Annotated in this window: 16 protein-coding genes and 1 pseudogene; 8 read left to right on the plus strand and 9 right to left on the minus strand. The window is 37.0% G+C overall.

The genetic code is table 11. The annotated features are described in order from the left end of the window. Window positions 1–154 precede the first annotated feature (154 nt). Both OA86_RS10125 and ggt read right to left on the minus strand, forming a co-directional pair. Window positions 155–763, minus strand: coding sequence for a Crp/Fnr family transcriptional regulator (locus OA86_RS10125; RefSeq protein WP_039352503.1), 609 nt, complete (start codon window positions 761–763; stop codon window positions 155–157). Between the two features lie 6 nt (window positions 764–769). Then, window positions 770–2,455 carry a gamma-glutamyltransferase gene (gene ggt / locus OA86_RS10130; protein WP_039352504.1) on the minus strand — a complete coding sequence of 562 codons (1,686 nt, stop codon included), beginning with the start codon at window positions 2,453–2,455 and terminating at the stop codon, window positions 770–772. 205 nt (window positions 2,456–2,660) lie between these two features. Here ggt and OA86_RS10135 point away from each other — a divergent pair, with 205 nt between their 5' ends. From OA86_RS10135 to OA86_RS10165, 7 genes are all read left to right on the plus strand, one after another. After that, on the plus strand, window positions 2,661–3,626 hold the full coding sequence (locus OA86_RS10135) for an NAD-dependent epimerase/dehydratase family protein (protein ID WP_039352586.1): 966 nt from the start codon (window positions 2,661–2,663) through the stop codon (window positions 3,624–3,626). A 5-nt stretch (window positions 3,627–3,631) separates the two neighbouring features. Next, a complete protein-coding gene (locus tag OA86_RS10140) occupies window positions 3,632–4,384 on the plus strand; it encodes a polysaccharide deacetylase family protein (protein WP_039352506.1) in 753 nt (250 codons plus the stop codon). Window positions 4,385–4,535: 151 nt separating this feature from the next. Further along, window positions 4,536–6,422 carry a T9SS-dependent choice-of-anchor J family protein gene (locus OA86_RS10145; protein ID WP_039352508.1) on the plus strand — a complete coding sequence of 629 codons (1,887 nt, stop codon included), beginning with the start codon at window positions 4,536–4,538 and terminating at the stop codon, window positions 6,420–6,422. Window positions 6,423–6,552: 130 nt separating this feature from the next. Then, window positions 6,553–6,894, plus strand: a complete 342-nt coding sequence (gene rpsF, locus OA86_RS10150) for a 30S ribosomal protein S6 (protein ID WP_039352511.1) — start codon at window positions 6,553–6,555, stop codon at window positions 6,892–6,894. A 27-nt stretch (window positions 6,895–6,921) separates the two neighbouring features. Continuing rightward, window positions 6,922–7,224 carry a 30S ribosomal protein S18 gene (gene rpsR / locus OA86_RS10155; RefSeq protein ID WP_039352513.1) on the plus strand — a complete coding sequence of 101 codons (303 nt, stop codon included), beginning with the start codon at window positions 6,922–6,924 and terminating at the stop codon, window positions 7,222–7,224. A 143-nt stretch (window positions 7,225–7,367) separates the two neighbouring features. After that, window positions 7,368–7,889: a 50S ribosomal protein L9 gene (gene rplI / locus OA86_RS10160; RefSeq protein WP_039352515.1), complete on the plus strand. Its 522-nt coding sequence runs from the start codon at window positions 7,368–7,370 to the stop codon at window positions 7,887–7,889. Window positions 7,890–8,001: 112 nt separating this feature from the next. Then, entirely contained in the window at window positions 8,002–9,414 is a 1,413-nt protein-coding gene (locus OA86_RS10165) for a chloride channel protein (protein WP_039352517.1), read from the plus strand. A gap of 55 nt (window positions 9,415–9,469) precedes the next feature. Here the strand turns inward: OA86_RS10165 and OA86_RS10170 are convergent, their stop codons facing one another. The 7 genes from OA86_RS10170 to OA86_RS10200 form a co-directional block, all read right to left on the minus strand. After that, entirely contained in the window at window positions 9,470–10,990 is a 1,521-nt protein-coding gene (locus OA86_RS10170) for an FMN-binding glutamate synthase family protein (protein ID WP_039352589.1), read from the minus strand. Between the two features lie 99 nt (window positions 10,991–11,089). Continuing rightward, window positions 11,090–13,417 carry a beta-glucosidase BglX gene (gene bglX / locus OA86_RS10175; protein ID WP_039352519.1) on the minus strand — a complete coding sequence of 776 codons (2,328 nt, stop codon included), beginning with the start codon at window positions 13,415–13,417 and terminating at the stop codon, window positions 11,090–11,092. Between the two features lie 267 nt (window positions 13,418–13,684). Beyond that, window positions 13,685–15,055, minus strand: coding sequence for a glucoamylase family protein (locus tag OA86_RS10180; protein WP_039352522.1), 1,371 nt, complete (start codon window positions 15,053–15,055; stop codon window positions 13,685–13,687). Window positions 15,056–15,090: 35 nt separating this feature from the next. Continuing rightward, window positions 15,091–16,482: a glucoamylase family protein gene (locus OA86_RS10185; protein WP_039352525.1), complete on the minus strand. Its 1,392-nt coding sequence runs from the start codon at window positions 16,480–16,482 to the stop codon at window positions 15,091–15,093. 48 nt (window positions 16,483–16,530) lie between these two features. Then, window positions 16,531–17,508, minus strand: a complete 978-nt coding sequence (locus OA86_RS10190) for a LamG-like jellyroll fold domain-containing protein (RefSeq protein ID WP_039352527.1) — start codon at window positions 17,506–17,508, stop codon at window positions 16,531–16,533. 21 nt (window positions 17,509–17,529) lie between these two features. After that, entirely contained in the window at window positions 17,530–18,996 is a 1,467-nt protein-coding gene (locus OA86_RS10195) for a RagB/SusD family nutrient uptake outer membrane protein (protein ID WP_039352529.1), read from the minus strand. Between the two features lie 17 nt (window positions 18,997–19,013). Continuing rightward, window positions 19,014–21,797: a SusC/RagA family TonB-linked outer membrane protein gene (locus OA86_RS10200; RefSeq protein WP_039352532.1), complete on the minus strand. Its 2,784-nt coding sequence runs from the start codon at window positions 21,795–21,797 to the stop codon at window positions 19,014–19,016. Window positions 21,798–22,050: 253 nt separating this feature from the next. Between OA86_RS10200 and OA86_RS16215 the strand changes: the two are divergent. Next, window positions 22,051–22,142, plus strand: a pseudogene (locus tag OA86_RS16215) (IS982 family transposase); the annotation flags it as partial.

The raw sequence follows: 22,142 nt of genomic DNA on the forward strand, positions 1-22,142 counted from the left end.
TAAAATTAAGCAGCTTAGTAATAAATATTTACTGAACCGCACCCAATACAACAAAGGCAAGAAATTAGTAATGATTGTTCATTCTTCTATTCATCATGTTTTCTAGAATCACTGCAAATATATTATACAGTTTACAAATACTACTTAACATTTGTTAATTCGGAGTTATTTTTATTCTTTCTTTACGAATTCTAGATAAATGAACAGGAGAAATATTGAGCCAGGAAGCGAGATGTTTCAACGGTACAACATCTAAATATCGGGCAAAATAACTTTCTATAAAATCATAATTTTCGCTTGCAGTATTAAAGCTGATGATATTTCGAAAATTCATCAGTTTCACATAATGTTCCTCCATGATTATAAGTCCAAACAGAGCCCAATCATGATGCTGAATATAAAGCATCATTAATTTATCCCTGTTTATCGTATATATGGTAGAATCTTGGTAGCAACAAATATCACATCTGCTTGCTGTTTGCGTAATAAAACTTTCATACTCTGTAATAAGAGTGCTTTCCTGCTCCAGCCAAATCGTTTTTTCTTCGCCGTCTCGATCCTCAAAATAGCAACGTGTGATCGAATTTTCAGCCACAAAAATTCCTTTACATATTTCACCTGCTTTCAAAATAAAATCGCCGCTTTTACACTCAAATACTTGAAATTGCTCTAAACCAATTTCTAACATTTCTAAATCGAAATCGGGTTTATACGCAAGTACTTTTTGCCTGATAAAATCTTTATCTCCTTTATTTGTTATCATAGTAAATTATTCTACTGCGACAGAATCATCACCGCGTCCGTCTGCAACTGCAACTGCATTTCCTTTTTCATCAATGACGATCATTTCGGTTCTGCCGATTTGAGATTCTCTTTCGATTTTATAATTCATCTTTTCTAAATCTCTAATGGTAGATTCAGGAAAATTCTTTTCTACCATTACGGTTTCAGGAAGCCACTGATGATGAAATTTAGGGGAGTTTACAGTCATATTCGGACTCAATTTAAAATCTAAAATATCAACAATAGATTGATAAACCGAAGTTGGGATCGTAGTTCCGCCCGGAGTTCCGACAATAATATAAGGTTTTCCGTTTTTCAAAACAATTGTTGGCGTCATAGAACTCAACATTCTTTTCCCAGGTTTAATGGAGTTTGCTTCACCACCAACAGCACCAAACATATTCGGAACACCAGGTTTTACGGAGAAATCATCCATTTCATTATTTAGAAAAAATCCTGCTCCGGAAACTACTACTTTGCTTCCGTACAATCCATTTAATGTTGTTGTAACTGCAACTGCATTTCCGTCTTTATCAACAATGGAAATATGCGTAGTTTCTGTAGATTCTTTCGGTTGCGTGATAATTTTGCCAACTTCTGAACTTGGTGTTGCATCTTTTTTATTATAAGATTTCCATCTGTTTTTTAAATATTCGTCGGAGATTAACATCGCAGTTTGATCTTTAATAAATTCGGGATCTCCCATGTATTCTGCGCGGTCTGCAAAAGCACGACGTTCCGCTTCTACCATAATTTGAACGGCTTGCGTAGAATTCTGCTGATATTGATCTAAATTTTCGAAGCTTGCCATTTTCAACATTTGCGCTAAAAGAATTCCACCACTTGAAGGCAAAGGCATAGCGACGATTTCGTTATTCTTATAATTAAAAGCGAGTGGTTTTCTTTCCACCACTTTGTAATTTTTCAAATCATTTAAAGTAATGATTCCGTTGCCGCGTTTCATTTCCTGTGTGATGAGTTGTGCCGTTTTTCCTTCGTAGAAACCTTTAGCTCCATTTTTTTGAATCAATTTTAAAGTTGCTGCCAATTCTTTCTGAACGAGAATATCGCCTTGTTTCCAAGGAGACGTCTTTTGAAAAACGGTTTTGCTCTTATTATGTTGATTGAAATATTCCATTTGATTATTGAGCAAACTGGCTTCTTTATTTGTGATCGCAAATCCTTGTTCTGCCAAATCAATTGCGGGTTGAATCAGTTTTTCCATCGGAAGTTTTGCATATTTCAAAGTAGCAAAAAATCCGGCAACAGAACCTGGAACTCCAACGGCTAATCTGCCGTTTTGAGAAAGATCGGTATTGGAATTTCCTTTTTTGTCGAGATACATATCTTTTGAGGCTTTTTCTGGAGCTTTTTCGCGGAAATCAATCGTAAATTTTTCGCCATTATTTTTTACACCAACTAAAAATCCGCCGCCACCAATATTTCCTGCTTGAGGATAAACAACGGCTAAAGCGAGCTGAGTCGTGATTATAGCATCGTAAGCATTCCCACCCATTTTCATAATTTTTGCGCCGGCTTCACTTGCCAAAGGATGTGCAGAAACGACCAAACCTTTGCCTTTGGTGCGAATTTCTTTGACAATATTAATGTCGGTAAACTGGGAAAATGCGAACTGAGAAATCAGAACTAAGAGTAGACTAAACTTTTTCATGCGTAAAAATTTTATCAAAAATAGGGAAATTGGATGGTTTGCCACGATTTTATTTGACACGCTATTGCGACCCGACTTGAGTGGATCCCGATTTAAAATCGGGATGGAACGGAAGGCGGGAAAAGTCGCCCAAAAAATTATTTTAGGAATAGTATTTCTTTTAACCTTCTATTTTTCTAAATTTGTGCATCTCAAAAATCAAAATATGGAATCCTACACGGAAAAAATTCTTATCACCGGTGCGCTTGGACAAATCGGTACTGAACTTACAAACAGACTGGTTGAAATTCATGGCGCTGAAAATGTAGTGGCTTCCGGATTGGACCGATGGGATAAAAACCTTACTTCCGCAGGGTTTTATGAGAGAATGGATGTGACGAATACCCAACTGGTGCGTCAGGTAATTAAAGATTATGAAATCACGACGGTTTATCATTTGGCTTCATTACTTTCCGGGACTTCGGAAAAACAACCGCTTTTTGCGTGGAAATTGAATCTGGAACCTTTGCTGAATTTCTGTGAACTGGCGAAAGAAGGTTTGCTAAAAAAGATATTCTGGCCAAGTTCAATCGCTGTTTTTGGGAAAGGAATTCCAAAGGAAAATGTAGGTCAGGATGTAGTTTTGAATCCAACAACTGTTTATGGAATTTCTAAAATGGCGGGTGAAAAATGGTGCGAATATTATTTTGATAAATTTGGAGTTGATGTAAGAAGTATTCGATATCCTGGATTAATTTCATGGAAAACTCCTGCAGGTGGTGGAACTACAGATTATGCGGTAGAAATTTTTTATGAAGCCGTAGAAGAAGGAAAATACACGAGTTATATTTCAGAAAACACAGCGATGCCGATGCTGTATATGGAAGATGCAATCAATGCAACTTTGAAATTAATGGAAGCTCCGAAAGAAAAATTAACAATCCATACTTCTTATAATTTGGGTGGATTATCTTTTACTCCAAAACAATTAGGGGAAGAAATCAAGAAGGAAATCCCAGAATTTACGATGGATTATACCACGGATTTCCGACAGGCGATCGCTGATTCCTGGCCAGCTTCGATTGACGATTCTATTGCAAAAAAAGATTGGGGCTTAACGTATGATTTCGATATTTCGGAAATGACAAAAGATATGCTGAAGAATTTGAAGGTAAAATTAAGTAAAAAATAATTTTAATGATTCTACTCACTTTCAACATTACTAATAACAGAAGTGATTTTGAGAAGAATTACGATCTTACCGATGAAGAAATTCTAAAAATCACAGAACAAAACACGTCTTCGATTCTGCGGACTTTAGAAAATAACAATGTTCTTGCTACTTTTTTTGTAGAAGTTTCTATAGTTGAAAAACTAAAACCTTTAATAAAAAAAATAATTGGCAAAGGTCATGAAATTGCTTTCTACAATGAAAATTCCTCTTTGTTGGAAATAGAAACTGCAAAGGGCAGTATTGAGGAAAATATAAATAAGATTATCCGTGGAATCAGACAGAAGGAAGTTTCACTTTCTATAGAAGAACTTAAAAAACTGGAATTCACTTACATTTCGAATATTGAAAATGCTGATATCCTTTTTCCTTTCAAAAGACTAAAACGGAGCACCCAAATTTTGCAGAAAAGTGGATTGAGTATTATTCCTGAAAGCATTTCTCCCTACTCTCAAATCCCTTACAACGATTTTGTTTTTCAAGCTTTACCTCTTCAATATTACAAAAGTATGGTTCTGGAAACCATGAAAAATGATGATTTTGTATTGGTGTATATTAATTCTTGGCAATTCACCAATTTTGGAAAGTTCCACTTTAAAATTCCGTTTTACAGAAAATATAATTCCGGACGAAAAATGGATGATAAACTGGAAAATTTTCTGCGATGGATTAATGATGAAAATTTAGCTTTTTCCCGAATGAAAGATTTTATATTTTAGCTTTCTACAAGTAAAAAGTAGAATTTATTTTTAATTCGCAATGAAAGTTGAATTGGGAAATTAAATAATAATAAAAATTCGCTTTTCATTGCCTAATACTTTTATTTTATTTAATTTTGAAAGAAGTTTAACAAAATAAAATTATTTTATTATGAAAAAAATTCTACTTATTGCCTCCTTCTTGGCGATTCCTTTTTTGGGAAATTCTCAAATCTTCCAAGAAAATTTTGACGGTAACGGCCCGGGTTTCGCAGCTTGGACGCTTATTGATGTTGATGGACTTATGCATGATCCGGCTGTAGCAGATTTTGACGCAGGTGCGTGGATTCGAAAAAACAGAGGCGGACCAATTCCAAATTACGGAGGTCCGGATAACGACTTTGCTGCAATGAGCTCTTCTTATTACAGTCCGGTCGGAACTTCTAACGATTGGCTTATCTCCCCGCAAATAACTTTACCAGCGGCAAATGCTTTCCTACAGTGGGATTCTAAAGCCCAGGATCTTACCTTTAAAGATGGTTACAAAGTAATGTTATCTCCGAACGGTGGAAATACTGTTGCGGATTTTACGGTTCAGTTATTTACCATTCCTGCAGAAAATTCTGCTTGGACGACCAGAACTGTTAATCTTAATGCATATGTAGGAACTAATGTTCGTATTGCATTTGTAAATAATTCTACTGATATGTTTGTATTGTTGGTCGATAATATTTCTGTAAATCTACAACCAACAGCTCCACCAAACTGCCCTGCTCTTGTAGCTCCGGTTAATGGTGCAACTGGTATTAATTATTATGCTCCAGTTGCTTTATCTTGGTCGGCTTCCACAGGAGCGTCAAGTTATGATGTTTATCTTGGAACAAGCCCAAATCCTACCACTCTATTAGGAAATGTTACTGGTACAAGTACTACTGCACCAGGACTTTTAGCAGGAACAACATACTATTGGAAAGTAATTGCTAAAAATACAGCAGGTGATTCAGTAGGATGTACGGAATTTTCTTTCCAAACTAATCAAGCTCCAACATCGCCACCGAACTGTCCAGTTATTGTGGCTCCGGCAAATGGTGCGACAAGCGTTGATTACACCGCTCCAATACCATTATCCTGGACTGCTTCAACAGGAGCGACAAGTTATGATGTTTATTTAGGAACCAATGCCAATCCTACCACTTTATTAGGGAATGTAGTTGGAACGAGTACCACAGCACCAGGACTATTACCTTCAACAACTTACTACTGGAAAGTTCTTGGTAAAAACGAAGCAGGAGCTTCTGTAGGTTGCACTGTATATTCATTTACAACCGCTGCAAATCCTTTCGCACCATATTGCGGCCCGCTTGCATTCACTTTTAAAGAACCAATAACTCTGGTTAATTTTGCAGGAATTAATAATGTTTCAAGCCCCGCAACAGCAGGAGGAATTGGTCATGAGAATTTCATAACTATCGTTGGGAATGTTAACCAAGGAGGTTCTTATCCTATTACATTAAAAGGAAATACTGATGGACCATACACGAACAGATTTGCAGTATTTATCGATTGGAATCAAAATGGAATTCTTGATGATAACGGTGAAACTTATTTAATTACGCAAACTATTGTAAACTCCACAGGAGTAGATGCAGTACAAGCAGTTCAAACATTGGCAGTTCCAGCGGGTGCAACCTTAGGAAACACCAGAATGAGAGTTAAAAAGATTTTCGGCACAACAGATTATGCAAACCCATGTTTAGGTGGATCATTTGGACAAGCTGAAGATTACACGATCAACGTTGGAGCAGCTTTAGCAGTAAACGATATGGCTAAAAATGCGATTAGAGTTTATCCTAATCCAGTTGTAGATGTTTTAAATATTGAAGCACCATCAAACGTGAAATCAATATCTGTTTTTGACTTGTCAGGAAAAGCAGTTTCTACACAAGTGTTAAATGCTGCAAAATCTCAGGTTAATCTTTCTAAATTGGCACCGGGAGTTTACATGGTTAATGTTGTAATGGACAATGAAACCAAAACAGTAAAAATTATTAAAAAATAAATTTTAACTAATAATAACTAAAGGTCTGTAGAAATACAGGCCTTTTTTATTTATTTGACTGAAACATTGCGTCTTTGGGAAAAAATTTATATTTTTGCACCTTGAAATAATTAACAAATTAATTAACATTATGAACAATTACGAAACTGTTTTCATTTTAACTCCCGTTCTATCTGATGCTCAGGTGGAGGAAGCAGTAAAAAAGTTTGAAGATTTGCTTAAAGCAAACAATTGCGAAATCGTTGCCAAAGAAAATTGGGGACTTAAGAAATTAGCTTATCCTATTCAATTAAAAAAGAATGGATTCTACACTTTGATCGAATTCAAAGGTGAAGGTACTGTAGTTGCAGATTTAGAAACTGCTTACAAACGTGACGAAAGAGTAATTCGTTACCTTACTACAAAACTTGATAAACATGCGATCGAGTATGCAGTTACAAGAAGAACGAAAGTAAAAACTGCGAAAGTTTAATTTTAACCCTCAAAAAAAAGAAAAGTTATGGCAATAGATGATATGGCAAAACAAGCCTCTGCAGGAGGTGAATCTGAAGTTAGATTTTTAACTCCACTTGATATCAATACAAAAACTGATAAAAAATACTGTAGATTTAAAAAATACGGAATCAAACACGTAGATTATAAAGATGCAAACTTCCTTCTTCAGTTCGTAAATGAACAAGGTAAAATTTTACCAAGAAGATATACAGGAACATCTTTGAAATACCAAAGAAAAGTTTCTTCAGCGATTAAAAGAGCAAGACATTTAGCAATGATGCCTTATGTTGCGGATCTTTTAAAATAAAAACTGCTCTTAGCAATACGCTTTATGCAAAGTGCATAACGCCAAAAAAGTTGCTGAATAATAATTTAATTCTAACGATTTTTAGATAGAAGACAGAGGAATTTATTCTTCACTCTATTTAAATTTAAAAACGGACAACAACAATGCAAATCATATTAAAAACAGACGTAGAAAACTTAGGACTTGAGTTCGATACGGTAAATGTAAAAAACGGATACGCGAGAAACTTCTTATTACCAAAGGGTTTAGGACTTCTTGCAACACCAAAAAACAAAGCGGCTTTAGAAGCAACTTTGGAAGCTAGAAAAGAAGAAGAAGCGAAATTGGTTGCTACGGCAAACTCTATCGTTGATCAATTGAAGAAAACAAACATTACTATTGCTACGAAAGTAGGTTCTGGCGATAAACTTTTCGGATCGATCAACAACGCAAATCTTTCTGAAGAACTTTCTAAAGCAGGTGTTCAGGTTGACAAAAAATACATCAAAATTCCTGGGAATACGATCAAGAGAACTGGTAAAGTAACTGCGATCATCAGACTTCACAGAAATGTAGAACATAATTTCGAATTCGATATTGTTTCTGATGCTCCACCAGTTGTAGCTGCTCCAAAAGCAACTCCAGCTCCGAAAAAAGTAGAAGAAACTCCTGCTGAAGAAGCGTAAGCAATTTGAAAATAAAAAAATAATCCGGTAATTCATTTTATCGGATTTTTTTGGCTCTAAATTCATAGCACAATAATTTTTTTTTAATTTATTAAAGTAATAATTTTGATTCATGCTAAAAATCATAGTATACTTAAGGGAAAGAATCAAGCAATCTTTCGACAATCTGCATAATGAAAGACTGAAAAATAACCTTTTACAGGCTATTCCATTTTGGGTTGGATCACTGATTACGGGAGTTTTCGCAGTGCTTTATGCAAAAGCTTTTGTTTGGGGAGAAACTTTGATGAATCTTATTTTCGATTGGCATGACTGGATGATTTTCATTATTGCTCCCGTCGGGTTTGTGCTTTCCTGGTGGCTCGTAAAAGAATTTGCACCGTACGCCAAAGGAAGCGGAATTCCCCAAGTAATGGCTGCAGTAGAACTGGCGAACCCAAAAGAACATACCAAGATTCGGAATTTATTAAGTTTAAAAATTATCGTTTTCAAAGTCTTATCGAGTCTGGCTTTAATCATTGGAGGTGGCGCAGTTGGACGAGAAGGTCCGACCATTCAAATTGCCGGTTCAGTTTTTCGAAAGGTAAATGAATATCTTCCAGACTGGTGGCCAAAAATTTCTAAGAAAAATATGATTCTCACCGGTGCAGCGGCAGGACTTTCTGCAGCCTTCAATACTCCTTTGGGTGGAATTGTTTTTGCGGTGGAGGAACTTTCCAAAACGCATATCAACTATTTCAAAACAGCACTTTTCACGGCTGTTATTATTGCAGGTTTAACTTCGCAGACTTTAGCGGGTTCTTATCTTTATTTGGGTTATCCGAAAACTGCAGATGTCACTTTATCCATCATGTTTCCTGTGATTTTGGTCTCTATCATTGCAGGAATTTTTGCAAGTCAACTTTCTGTAATTATGCTAAAAATTAGCGCATGGAATAAGTCTTTAAAAAAAGACAGAGAAAAAATATTGTTTCTTGTTGGTAGTGCATTACTTATTGCTTCTCTCGCATATTTTGTAAACCGTGAAATTTTGGGTTCGGGAAAAAGCATTATGGTTAGAACTCTTTTTACTGATGATAAACATGAAGAATGGTACATTCCATTTTTCAGAATGATTGGTCCGGCTTTGTCCTTCACTTCTGGTGGTGCAGGCGGAATTTTCGCTCCCGCTCTTTCAGTTGGTGCGAGTATCGGTTCGGTTATTTCTGGTTGGATCCACTTAAGTCCGAACGAAACAAATGTCTTGATCTTAACCGGAATGGTCGCATTTTTAACAGGAGTTACAAGAGCTCCATTTACTTCGGCAATTATTGTTTTGGAGATGACCGATCGTCATTCATTAATCTTTCATCTAATGCTTGCAGGAATGGTTTCTTCCCTGATCTCTTCGATGGTGAGCAAACGATCATTATATGATTATTTAAAGATTTCCTATTTAGAGGAGTTACGCACTGAAGAGGAAAATGCAGATGAAAAGAAAAAAGAAAAAGAAAATGAGGACGACGAAAATGAAAAGAACTTTTAACATAAAAATCCCCTAGAAATTCAGTAATGCCTAGGGGATTTTATTAGATCTAAAATTAATATTTACCCGTATGTTCTTTTACATTTCCTAAAATATCTGGGAAATAAAGATCAGATAGATGTTCAAATTCATCACCTCTCATAAACATGCTTGCATCAACTTCATCGTAAGAGCTTTTTCCGGCAGCACCGATCAACTCATTACAAGTATGAAGCGTATTTTTGTGAAAGTGATAAACTCTTTCACTTTTATCGGTCACGTCTAAACCTTTGATCAACATTTTATCCTGCGTTGCAACTCCAGTCGGACAATTGTTCGTATTACATCTTAAAGCCTGAATACAGCCCAATGCGAACATAAATCCTCTCGCATTATTGCACATATCTGCACCCATTGCGATGGCTCTTAAAATATCAAGAGACGTTAAGACTTTTCCACTTGCAATAATTTTTACTTTATCGCGAACATTAAAGATATTTAAAGTTCTATTGACAAAAATCAAGGCAGGTTCCAAAGGCATTCCTACTCCATCAGAAAATTCCGGCGGTGCTGCTCCTGTTCCTCCTTCGGCCCCATCAATGGTAATGAAATCGGGATAAATTTTCATAACATTCATCTGTACACATACCTCTTCAAACTCTCTCGTATCACCAATACATAATTTAAAACCAACGGGTTTTCCACCAGATAATTCACGTAGTTGCTGTACAAATCTCAATAATCCAGGAGCATCAGAAAAAGAAGAATGCGACGGTGGCGAAATAATTGTAATTCCGGGTTGAACATGTCTAATTTTAGCAATCTCAAGCGTATTTTTAGCACCTGGTAAAACTCCACCATGACCAGGTTTTGCACCTTGAGAGATTTTAATCTCAATCATTTTAACACTTGGAAGCGCAGCATTTTTCTTGAAAATTTCTGGAGAAAATTTACCTTCCTCATCTCTACATCCAAAATATCCGGTTCCAATTTGCCAACACAGATCACCACCTTCTAAGTGATACGGAGAAATTCCCCCTTCACCGGTATTGTGATAAAAATTTCCCTTTTTCGCCCCTTTGTTCAGAGACATTTGAGCGCGGTCACTCAAAGAACCAAAACTCATTGCAGAAATATTAAATAAAGAAGCGTGGTATTTTTGGGTACACTGTTCACCTCCTACCCAAACTCGCGGTAATTCTTCGTTCGGTGATTTTGCATAAATGGAATGTTTAATTCCTTCATATTTTCTTTGGTTCACTTCGAGTTGTGTACCAAATGGAACAGTATCACTGATATTTTTTGCGCGTCGGTAAACGGCAGACCGCTGATTTCTCGGAAAAGGTTTTCCATCAGTTTCTCTTTCAATAAAATATTGCTGCATCTCCGGCGAAATGCCTTCAAAAAAATATCGGAAATAACCAATTACAGGAAAGTTTCTGAGAATGGCGTGTTTAGATTGCGTTACATTATAAATTCCTAAAGCATAGATTGCGGTCAATAAAACTGGAATCCAATAGTGGGCTCTAATGAGCAGTGAAACCGCCCAAACCGCTACTAAAATTACAATACCCCAACGAATGAATTTGTCTCTCATTACAAAATTTTTATAGATTTCGTCCAAATTTAGCAATAATAAACCAAGTAAAAAAACCGCTTTCAAATATTGAAAACGGCTTTGATCAAGTTGTTACATTTATTTATTCCACGTAATTTCTGTGCGTTGCACCTCATCTGAATTGGTTCCGATCATGACCTCAAAATCCCCTGATTCCCAATCATAAATTAAGGAATTGTTATAGAATTTCAGATCTTCGGGAGTAATATTAAAAGTTACTTTTTGACTTTCTCCTTTTTTAAGAAAAACTTTTTGAAAGCCTTTTAGTTCTTTTACGGGTCTTGTTATGCTTCCAACTAGGTCCCGAATATACAACTGAACGACCTCTGCTCCGTCAAAATTACCAGAATTAGTAACCGTAACTGAAGCTTGGAGCGTTTGATTTCCTTTCAGATCACTATTTGAAACGGACATATCGTTGTATTTAAACTGCGTATAACTTAATCCAAAACCGAAGGGATAAAGCGGAGTGTTGCACTCATCCATAAAGTTAGATTTAAATCTTTCGTATTGACATTTCTCCGTTTTTTCCGGACTTAAAGGTCTTCCTGTATTTTTATGGTTGTAATAAAGAGGAACTTGGCCCAAACTTCTCGGAAAAGTCACAGGTAATTTTCCGGAAGGATTTATTTTCCCAAAAAGAACGTCGGAGATTGCATTTCCAGCTTCAGTACCAGAAAACCATACATTTAAAATCGCATCGGGAACGTCTTTAACATTGGTTAAAGCTAAAGGTCTTCCCGTGAAAAGAACCATTGTGATTGGTTTCCCTGTTTTCTTCAGTTCATTTAACAAGTCAACTTGAGACTGGGGAATATCAATGTGAGTTCTGGAGGAAGATTCACCACTCATTTCGGCAGATTCGCCAATTGCGAGGATAATAACATCGACCTTGTTGGCAATATCTACTGCTTCTTTTAATAAAACTTCTTTCGAACGATTGTCTCGATCTGTTAATTTTCCGTGGGCTGCATAAATATTTTCGAGTTTTTCGCTGTAATCAATATTGGCACCTTTTGCCGAAATAAATTTAACTTGTTTACCGAAATTATCCTGAAGACCTTTCATCAAAGAAACGGAATTAGCATGTTTCGCACCGACACTCCAAGTTCCTGCCATATTGAGGGAATTGTTAACCAAAGGACCGATCACGGCGATAGTTCCTCTTGCTTTCAAAGGTAAAATCTGTTTGTCATTTTTTAATAAAACCATAGATTGTGCTGCAGTATTTCTTGCAATATTTCGATTCTCCATACTGTACACTTCTTTTGCAGCCCATTTCGGATCTCCGTATTGGTAAGGGTTTTCAAAAAGTCCTAAATCATACTTTGCTTCCAGAATTCTTCTGGTTGCTTCATCGATCGCAGCTTGTGAAACTTTTCCCTCTTCTAAAGATTTTTTCAAAGTGGTCAAAAATCCTTCTCCAACCATATCCATATCAACACCTGCATTCAATGCCAATGCGGAAACCTGCTGCAAATCTCCCATTCCGTGATTAATCATTTCATTGATTCCGGTATAATCTGAAACTACGAATCCTTTGAAACCCCACATGTTTCGTAAAACATCGGTTTGAAGCCATTTATTTCCGGTAGCAGGAATTCCATCGACCTCATTAAAAGAAGCCATCACCGTTCCGACACCAGCATCAACTGCGGCTTTGTAAGGTGGAAAATATTCATTAAACATTCTCAGACGACTCATGTCAACGGTATTATAATCTCTTCCCGCTTCACCGGCTCCGTACAATGCAAAATGTTTGACACAAGCTAAAATGGTGTTTTTCGCGGATAAATCTTTTCCCTGATAACCGTAAATCATAGCTTTTGCAATTTCACTTCCGAGGTAAGGATCTTCGCCGGAACCTTCAGAAATTCTGCCCCACCTTGGTTCGCGGGAAATGTCGGTCATGGGTGAAAATGTCCAGGAAATTCCGTCGGAAGCGGCTTCGTTTGCAGCAACTCTTGCAGATTGCTGAATGAGATTCATATCCCAAGATGCGGCTAAACCTAAAGGAATTGGAAAATTTGTTTCATAGCCGTGAATAACATCCATCCCGAAAATTAATGGGATTTTTAAACGGCTTTTTTCTACGGCGACTTTTTGTACCGCCCGAATTTTTTCAGCGCCTTTGATATTAAAAAGTCCGCCGACTAAACCATCTTCTATTTTTTTGCCGATGTTAGAACTTTGAGCTTGTCCTGTGGTGAAATCTCCTGCACTTGGAAGATTGAGTTGGCCGATTTTTTCCATCAAAGTCATCTTGGCGAGAAGGGTCTCTACAAAAACTTTTTTCTTGGCTTTATAAGAATCTGTTTGATAAGACTGAACAGATCTTGTTACGATTTCCTGTGCAAAAATGGCGGTTGAAAATGCCACTGCTGCGATAAACATCAGTTTCTTCATTTTATTACTTTTTACTTTTTATCTAAATTTTATCTTCGAAAATATCCTTTCATATAATCACGGATCAAACCGGGAGTAATATGAATTAGGAAAATTGATTAACTCCATCTGTTTGTTTACTTTTCTGATTTGATGTTCGTTATTTACTTAATAATAATGCATTTCTAGCCCCGATCGCAACGGCATCCTTTTTCTTTTTCAGCGGTGGATAAAGCGGTGGGAAAAGAAAAAGATATAGTGGAGAGCGGGAAACAGCTTCAAAAAATTCTACTTATATTTCGTTGAGCTGAAATCCAACTTCTTTAACCCATTCTTAATTTCGGGGGCATTCATAAATAATTTCCAGAGTAATCCTGTTCTGTAATTTTCGATCATTGGAGAAATTGTTCCCTGATCGATGGCTAAATATCTCGGCGTAAACCAGTTTGCATAATTAATCGAAGTGGCATCGTAAGGACCTGCGGAACCGATAAATTGCGGTTTTTGAGTGTAAATAAATCTTAAAAAATCCATTGATTCTTTTGGCGTATAGGGAAAACTGCTCAAAGCTGCGGTTGGATTGATGACGCCGTTATCGTTTTTGGGTGAATGTGCAGTGTAACCAGTGGAACCGTCTTCATTTTTAGTGTATCCAGCGGAAAGTCCCCAATAATCTGGACCGTAACCTTTGAATTTTTTAGGATTTTCGACGCAATATTGATAATCAATAAGGACGTGATTTCTATTTAAGTCGAAATAATTGGAAATATTTTTATCGGATAAACCTGTAGGATCCAAACCCAGGTAAGAATATTGCGCCCAAAAAAGTGGACCGCCATATTCTTCGGAACCATTGTGTTTTACATAAAGTGGCAAATTGTATTTTTTATTATCGGTGAGATATTGTCCATTCCTTGTAAAACCATTATAATACGTTTCGGCATCGATCGGGAAAGTGGGCGAAGACGCTGCTAAAATATAGGTAATTAAAGTTTCGTCATAACCTCTCAAAGGAAAATTCATTTCCCAGCCATAAGTTGGGGACCAATGCCAATATAGAACTTTTTCGCCGCCTTTGGTGTACCAGTTCCACTCTACTCCTTTCCACAGATCATCCATTTTTTTAGCTAGGATCTGTTCATCGGGAGTTCCATTCTTAAAATATTCGCGAACGGTAAGAATTCCCTGCACTAAAAATGCTGTTTCAACCAGATCGCCGCCATTGTCTTTTTTGCCGAAAGGAACTGTTTTTCCGGTTTCGCCATTGATCCAATGGGACCACGCTCCGTGATGACGGTCAGCTTTTGCGAGAAAATCTGCCATTGTTGTTAGTCTTTTAACGGCTTCTTTCCGGGGAATAAAATTTCTGTCAACTCCTGCTAAAATGGTCATTAAGCCAAATCCGGAGCCGCCTGTTGTAATTACATTTTTATCATTCTGAGGGTAAATATTATCTTCATGGTATCTTTCGCGTCCCAACATAGAATGAGGTTCGGCAAAATCCCAGAAATATTTTAAAGCATCTTGTTGTACTTTATCCATGAATTGTTCATCCGTCAAAACTGAAATTTGTTTAGACTTTGAATCAGAGATCGAATTGGTTGTACAAGAAACCAACAAAGAAGAAAATAATATTGAAAAGCTAAAAAATTTAAGCATGAAAAAAAATTTGAGTGTAATTTGAATTTAAAAATTTAAAATCCGTATTGCGTGGAATGAAAGCCTAATTTAATTAATCCTGCTTTAACATCAGGTGCATTCATAAATAAATTCCAGAGGAAAGCGGATTTGTAATTTTCAATCATCGGAGAAATGGGACCTTGATCAATGGCTAAATATCTTGGCGTAACCCAGTTGTACTGCATCGAATAAGCATCATAAGGACCTGCAACACCGATATATTTTGAATAATTTTCATTGTATAAAAACCGCAAATAGTTCATACTTTCTGTAGGGGTATAAGGATAATCTGAAATCGCAGCAGTGGGTGAAATTACTCCAAGATCATTATTTGGCTGATGTGCGGAATAGCCTGTACTTCCATCGGGATTTCTACTATAACTTGCCGTTAAACCCCAATTTTTTGCACTATAGCCATTCCAGCCTTTTGGATTTGCGACGCAGTATTGGTACATTATTTTTGCGTGATTGGTGGTTACGTCTCCGTAATTTACATATTCATCTGAAAGTCCACGAGGATCCAAACCTAAGAAAGAATAGTGCGAAAAAAACATTGGACCAACTGTTCCTGAAGCTCCGTTATGGTTGACAACCAAGGGAATTCCGTACTGAGAACCAGAAGATTTTATGGCTCCATTTCTTGCCCAACCTTGTTGATAAACTGTTTTATCAATAGAATAATTTGGTGATGCCGCCGCAAGGATATAAGTCAACACAGTTTCATCATAACCCTGCAATTTGAGATTGATTTGGAAATTATAATTTGGAGACCAATGCCAATACAAAACATTCTGACCTTGGGTGTACCAGTTCCATTCGACTCCTTTCCACAATGCATCTGCTTTTTGACTTAAAGCAATTTCCTGCGGATCTGCAGAAGATTTGAAATATTCGCGAACACAAATTAGGCCTTGAACCAGAAAAGCAGTTTCTACTAAGTCACCTCCATTATCTAAAGTCCCAAAAGGAATTACATTTCCATTAGTCCCATCGATCCAATGAGACCAGGCTCCGTGAAAACGATTGGCATTTTGCAAAAAATTGAGTGCCGTATTTAATCTGGAAATGGCTTCTGCGCGAGGAACATAACCATTTTTGATTCCAACAAGTATCGTCATTAATCCAAAACCTGATCCTCCTGTGGTGACAACATTTGCATCCTGACCGGGATTATCAGTATGATAACGCTCTCTCGCTAATTTTGAATTAATTTCGGCGTAATCCCAAAAATATTTGGTCACGTCTTTTTGAGTCATTTCTATGATTTGGGCGTCGGTGTAAACAGTATTTGTGGGTGGTTCTGTACCGCCACCTCCGATTGGAGTTCCACCGCTTTTTGGTGTAGAATCACGGGAACATGAAACTACCAAAACTGCGACGATCAATAACTGGATTAAATTTTTCATTTGACTTTATATGAAAAGAACCACCTTTCGATGGCTCTTATTAAGAGTTTATCTGTTGTCTTTCTCGAGTTTGTAAAGGGCGATCACATCTGAACTTTTCAATGCCGTATTATAAATTCTAAATTCATCGAGCATTCCCGCATAACTCGTGGCCCAATCTTGCGCAGAGCCATTATTCAAAGGAGGAATAGTTTGAAACTGATGATTGCCCAAAACTGCTTTTCCATTGGTTCCTGTTAATTGAATTTCACCATAACCTGGAGCACCATTAGGATTATTTAATCCACCGGGATTATCGGCGAACCATTTTGCAGAACCGGTTACACCTTCATCAGGTGCATAAGCAAAACCTGTCAAGTTCGATGCAGGCTCACCATTTAAATAACAACTAACAAGACTCGTCACTGGATCGTAAGAAATTGTTATGTGCATCCATTTATTTTTATTTCCATCGATATTCATCATGATACTCTGACCTTTCCATTGAACTGCAGATCTGCCGTTTTCTACAGAAAGTTTTAAGCGAATTCTATCAGGTTTTGCATTGTCTGGATTTTCAATAAAAATATTAATTCCACCCCAAAATTCCGTTGGTCTCACGATAGAAAAAATTCCCTGTGCACCTTTTCCCTGTCCTGGTATTGCAGGATCTACTGTGTTTGCACTGTTCATCCAAAAAGATATCGTGAAAGCATTTAATTTCGTTATTGCCTGCGAAACATTTTCAACGGAATATCTCATTTGAGAATCTGAACCGTTATAGGCTTGACCTTTTGCACCTTGAGTGTACGCAACCATGACGGGTGCAGGAGAAGTCATATTATTAAATTTATCCTGCAGGTCTCCTTCGAAACTTAATTTTGTAATCAAATTACCGGAAGCGATATCATCTGAATTTGTATACCCTCCAATCGCTGCGTAAGGAACTGGAAGATTTTCCCGATCGATACTGTCTTCACAACTCAGTGTAACTGCACCCAAGAGGAATGCTACACCAATATATTTAAATAAATTTCTATTTTTCATTGTAGATCATTTTTTAGAAAATTAATATCCTGGATTTTGTGCAGATAAACCTTTGGCTTCAGTAATAAAAGAACTCGGCAACGGAAATACTTCATGTTTACCTACTATAAATGTTTTTCCATCTGCGGCCATGGCAGCAGCAGCTTGACCGGTTCTTACGATGTCAAACCAACGATCGTGTTCGAAGGCCAGTTCTAATCTTCTTTCTTTCCAAATTGCTACTCTTACATCTGCCTGTGAAACTGCTGGTGTATCTGCTAATGCTGCTCTGGTTCTCACTTGATTTAAAAACGGTATTGCTGCACCAGTTTGTCCCAGTTCGTTCATTGCTTCAGCATTCATTAATAAAACTTCGGCATATCTCAAATAGCGGATATTCGTATCAGAATCGTCGTCTCCTGTAAATGCAGAAGAATATGCTTTGTAATTGTAGTAAGGATTATCGACCGTGCTCGGAACTACTCTACCATCATATAAAGTAGAATTTCTAAAAATGATGGTCGCATTTCTTCTTACTGTATCTCCAGCGGCATTGTAAGCATCTACCAGGTTTTGTGAAGGAGTATTAAACCCCCAACCCCAACCTCCGTTGCCACGTGCGCCCTGAGTTTGAGAATACTGTTGAATTCCCGGCTGATTAAAACCTCCTTTTCCCTGAATTTCAAAAATTGATTCCTGATTATTTTCGCCTGAGATTTTATAAATATCCTGAAAATTTGGGGTTAAAGAATAACCAACGACCAAATTGCAGTTATCGACAACCTGTTGCCATTTTTTTTGGTAAAGTGAAACTTTTGCAAGCAATGCATAAGCTGCTCCTTTTGAGGCGCGTCCTGCATTAGCGCCAGAATAAGCAGATTTATCGGGTAAAACCATGATTGCATCCTTAAGATCTTTTTCAATAAAGGTGTAAACTTCTTCCTTCGATTTTTTTGTCAAAGTCATAATTCGGTCAGCATCATTACCAGCAACAGGAACATGGTCCAGAACCGGAACGCCGCCAAATGAACGAACTAAAGTGAAGTAGGAAAAAGCGCGCAAAAATTTAGCTTCTCCGGCAAGCCTTTCGCGCAAAGCAGGATCGGCATTTGTTAGTTGAGGTAAGTAAACAAGAGCTTGATTTGCCCGGTTGATTACCTGAAAATTACCTTCGAAAACATCTCTGAAAGAAGGTGTTGTCGCAGTGAAGTTCAAAGCATCTAATATATCTTTATCTAAACCTGTATCTCCTGGAGAAGAGCCTTTGTCGGCATCATCACTTGTAATACTGCTTACGCCGATCCAGGGAAATGAACTGATATTAAAATCTAAGAATTTTGCATAGGTTGCAGTTACAAAGCTTTCTGCACCCGCATTGTTATTCAGTAATGCAAGATCTGTAGTAGAAACAAATTCTGTGGGCTTTACGTCTAAGAAATCATCGCTACAACTCTGATTCAGAACTGCGAGCGACATTATCGCCGATAATAATATGATATTTCGTTTCATAATGATTGTTTTTAATTTTAAAATTTAATATTCAAACCGAATAAAAACGACCGAAGCGTTGGATAAGCATCAAGTTCGATCCCGGGAGAACGGTAAGGATTTCCATCACCATTTAATTCAGGTGAAAATCCTGTGAATTTTTGGGTGATAAAAGGATTTAAGGAGCTCACATAAAACCGAAGCGAACTAATATATTCAACTGGTTTTGATAGTGAATATCCTAAAGTAATGCTGTTTATTCTGAAAAAATCACCCGACTCTAAATAATAATTAGAGGCGATCGGGACTGTATTTGACGGTGCTGGATTTCCTGCATTTAAATTTCCCGGACCTGCATAATTTGTTGCAACACTGTATTCTATATTTTCGTCAACAAAACGCTGCGCTTTTTTACCATTGTATACACTGAAACCATATGCTCCGTAACCGCTTACAGAAAAATCTATGTTTTTATAATTGAGATCGATATTTACGCCCATTGTTGATGTCGGAATGTATGATCCAAAATATTTTCTGTCTTTCTCGTCATTGCTTCCGGTTTGACCGTTTCCATTGGTATCAGTGTAGGTGAAATTACCGTTTGCATCATAACCGGAAACTTCCCAGAGGTAAAAACTTCCTAAAGGCTGACCAACACTCTCTGAACTAAAATATTTCGTGAATTGCCCATTTCCTAAATCACCACCACGAATCGGACTGATATTAACATCGGAAATTGCATCTAAATTATTTTTATTGTTTGAATAATTTGCACCCAGCGAGTATGACCAATTTTCCCCAATTTTATCTTTCCAGTTTAATGAGATTTCATACCCTTTGTTAGAAACTTGCCCTAACTGGGCAAAACCTTCCGTAGAAATCCCTGTCGGACTGCTTGGTAATAAAGCAAGGATAATATTCTTCGTTTTTTTATCATATAAATCTACAGATCCGGAAAGTCGTCTGTTAAGTAATTCAAAATCAATTCCACCACTGGTTTCCTCCGTAATTTCCCAGGTTAAATTGGGGTCGATTATTTTATTGATCGTGTTTCCGTTTGAGTTAGATCCGCCGCCAAAAGAATAATTATAACCTGTTCCCGAAGCAAAAGGTAAGATGTTTAAAGGAACATTTTGATTTCCTAATCTTCCCCATCCGGCTCTTAATTTAAGTAGATTCAAAACACTTATATCTTTTAAAAAACTTTCTTCAGAAATAACCCATCCTGCTCCAAATGAAGGGAAATTCCCCCATTTATTACCGTTTGTGAATTGCGACGACCCATCTCTTCTAAAAGTGGCTGTCAGTAAATATCGGTTCATCAATTTATATTGCGCTCTTGCAAAATAAGACAGTGTTCTGTTTTCATTTTGGTTTACACTTTCAAGATTAACCAGATCCGGATTTGCGTAATTGGTTCCGGCGACATCCCAGTAATTTTGAACCGCAAGTACATTATTTCTTACAAGACTCAATCTGTTAGTGCCATCTTTAACGGTAGTTTCGGTACCAACAGTTGCCTCAACATCATGTATTTCAGCAAATTTTTTATTGTACGTTAAATAATTAGTCAATGACCAGTTGTAATAATCTTCTTTGGTATTTGATAATCTGTTTGTAAAACCTGGAGGATTTTCTCCCAGTAATCTAACACCATTATCATATGCATAGGCTTTAAAATCATAAAACTCCCCTGAAAATTGTGAAGTGAATTTTAAATCTTTAAAAATGTTCATATCTAATTTCAATCCGCCCTGTAATTGAAGAGATTTTGACCGCTCGTTGTTCAGTTCTAGCTGTGCAAGTGGATTACCAACGTTATTAAACTTAGACCCGGTTTGACTGGCGAAACCATTTGCACCCACGAAAGAAACTCCATAAGTTCCATCCGGGAAAAATACAGGTACAATTGGTGACTGTTTATAAGCGGTAGTAAATGCTCCCAAAGGTTTTGGTGTATTGTTCACAAAAGCCACACTTAATGTCTGTGTTAAGGTGATCTTCTTTGCAATTTTGAACTCATTGTTCGTACGAACAGTGGTTCTGTTGTAATCGCTTCCTTTTAAGATCGACTTTTCATCATAATTGCTTAAACTCAAAAAATATTTTGCACCTTCTCCGGAACCCGAAATTGAAATATTGTGTTGATTATAAGTTCCAACTCGCGTAATTGTTTTGAACCAATCTGTATTTACGGGTTGATCCTGCGAATATTTTGTACTTCCCAAAGCGGTATTGCTGTAATTAGCAAATAGATTGCTTCCCGCCATTTTAACTTTTTTGAGAGGAACTCTGACGCCTGTAAATCCGTCGTACTCTACTCTAATTTTTCCTTTCCCGGATTTCGTGGTGATGATTACAACACCGTTTGCGCCTCGGTTACCATAAATTGCCAATGCAGAAGCATCCTTCAAAATATCATAAGTCAAAATATCATTGGAATTGATATTGCCGATGCCATCTACAAATAAACCGTCTACTACATATAAGGGGTTTCGTCCAGATAAGACGGTTCCTAAACCTCTGATCAAAATGGTTGGAGCCGCTCCAGGTAAGTCAGATGCAGTAACCTGCACTCCGGCTGCTTTTCCCTGTATTGCCTGGGTTGCATTCAGCACCTTGGTCTTCATTAATTCTTCCGAATTGATGGAACTTATGGCAGTTGTATTATCAACTTTTTTCCGCGTTCCGTAACCAATCATTACCACCTCCTCAATCTGCTGTGTTTTCAGGGTGTCTTTCGGAGTTTCCTGCGCACTTACATTCATACCGAAGTATAATGCAGCAATCAGGCAGGGAAACTTTAAGTTACTGTGTTTCATATGATCGTTTTATAGTTATAAGTCATTTATAATAAGATGGTTAGTCCTTTATTGAATCAAAGTTAGATAATAAAACAATACAATGTTAAAAAATACTTAATTTATTTTAAAATTTTGTTAAAACACACTGTACGCTAATTGGCTTAATATTTGAGAATAGATCGTTATTAACTTAACCCGTAGTGCATTATAAAAGGTTATTCATAATACGATAAAAAATCGTATATTGTATTGACTACCAATCTAATACAGTATGAATAACCTGGAAGCAATTTACGATTTTATTTTAAATCAATTGAGAGAATTAACACCAATTGAAAATTTTTATTTTAAACCGATTAAACC

Origin of the sequence: Kaistella jeonii, assembly GCF_000812865.1 — a bacterium.
Lineage (GTDB): Bacteria > Bacteroidota > Bacteroidia > Flavobacteriales > Weeksellaceae > Kaistella > Kaistella jeonii.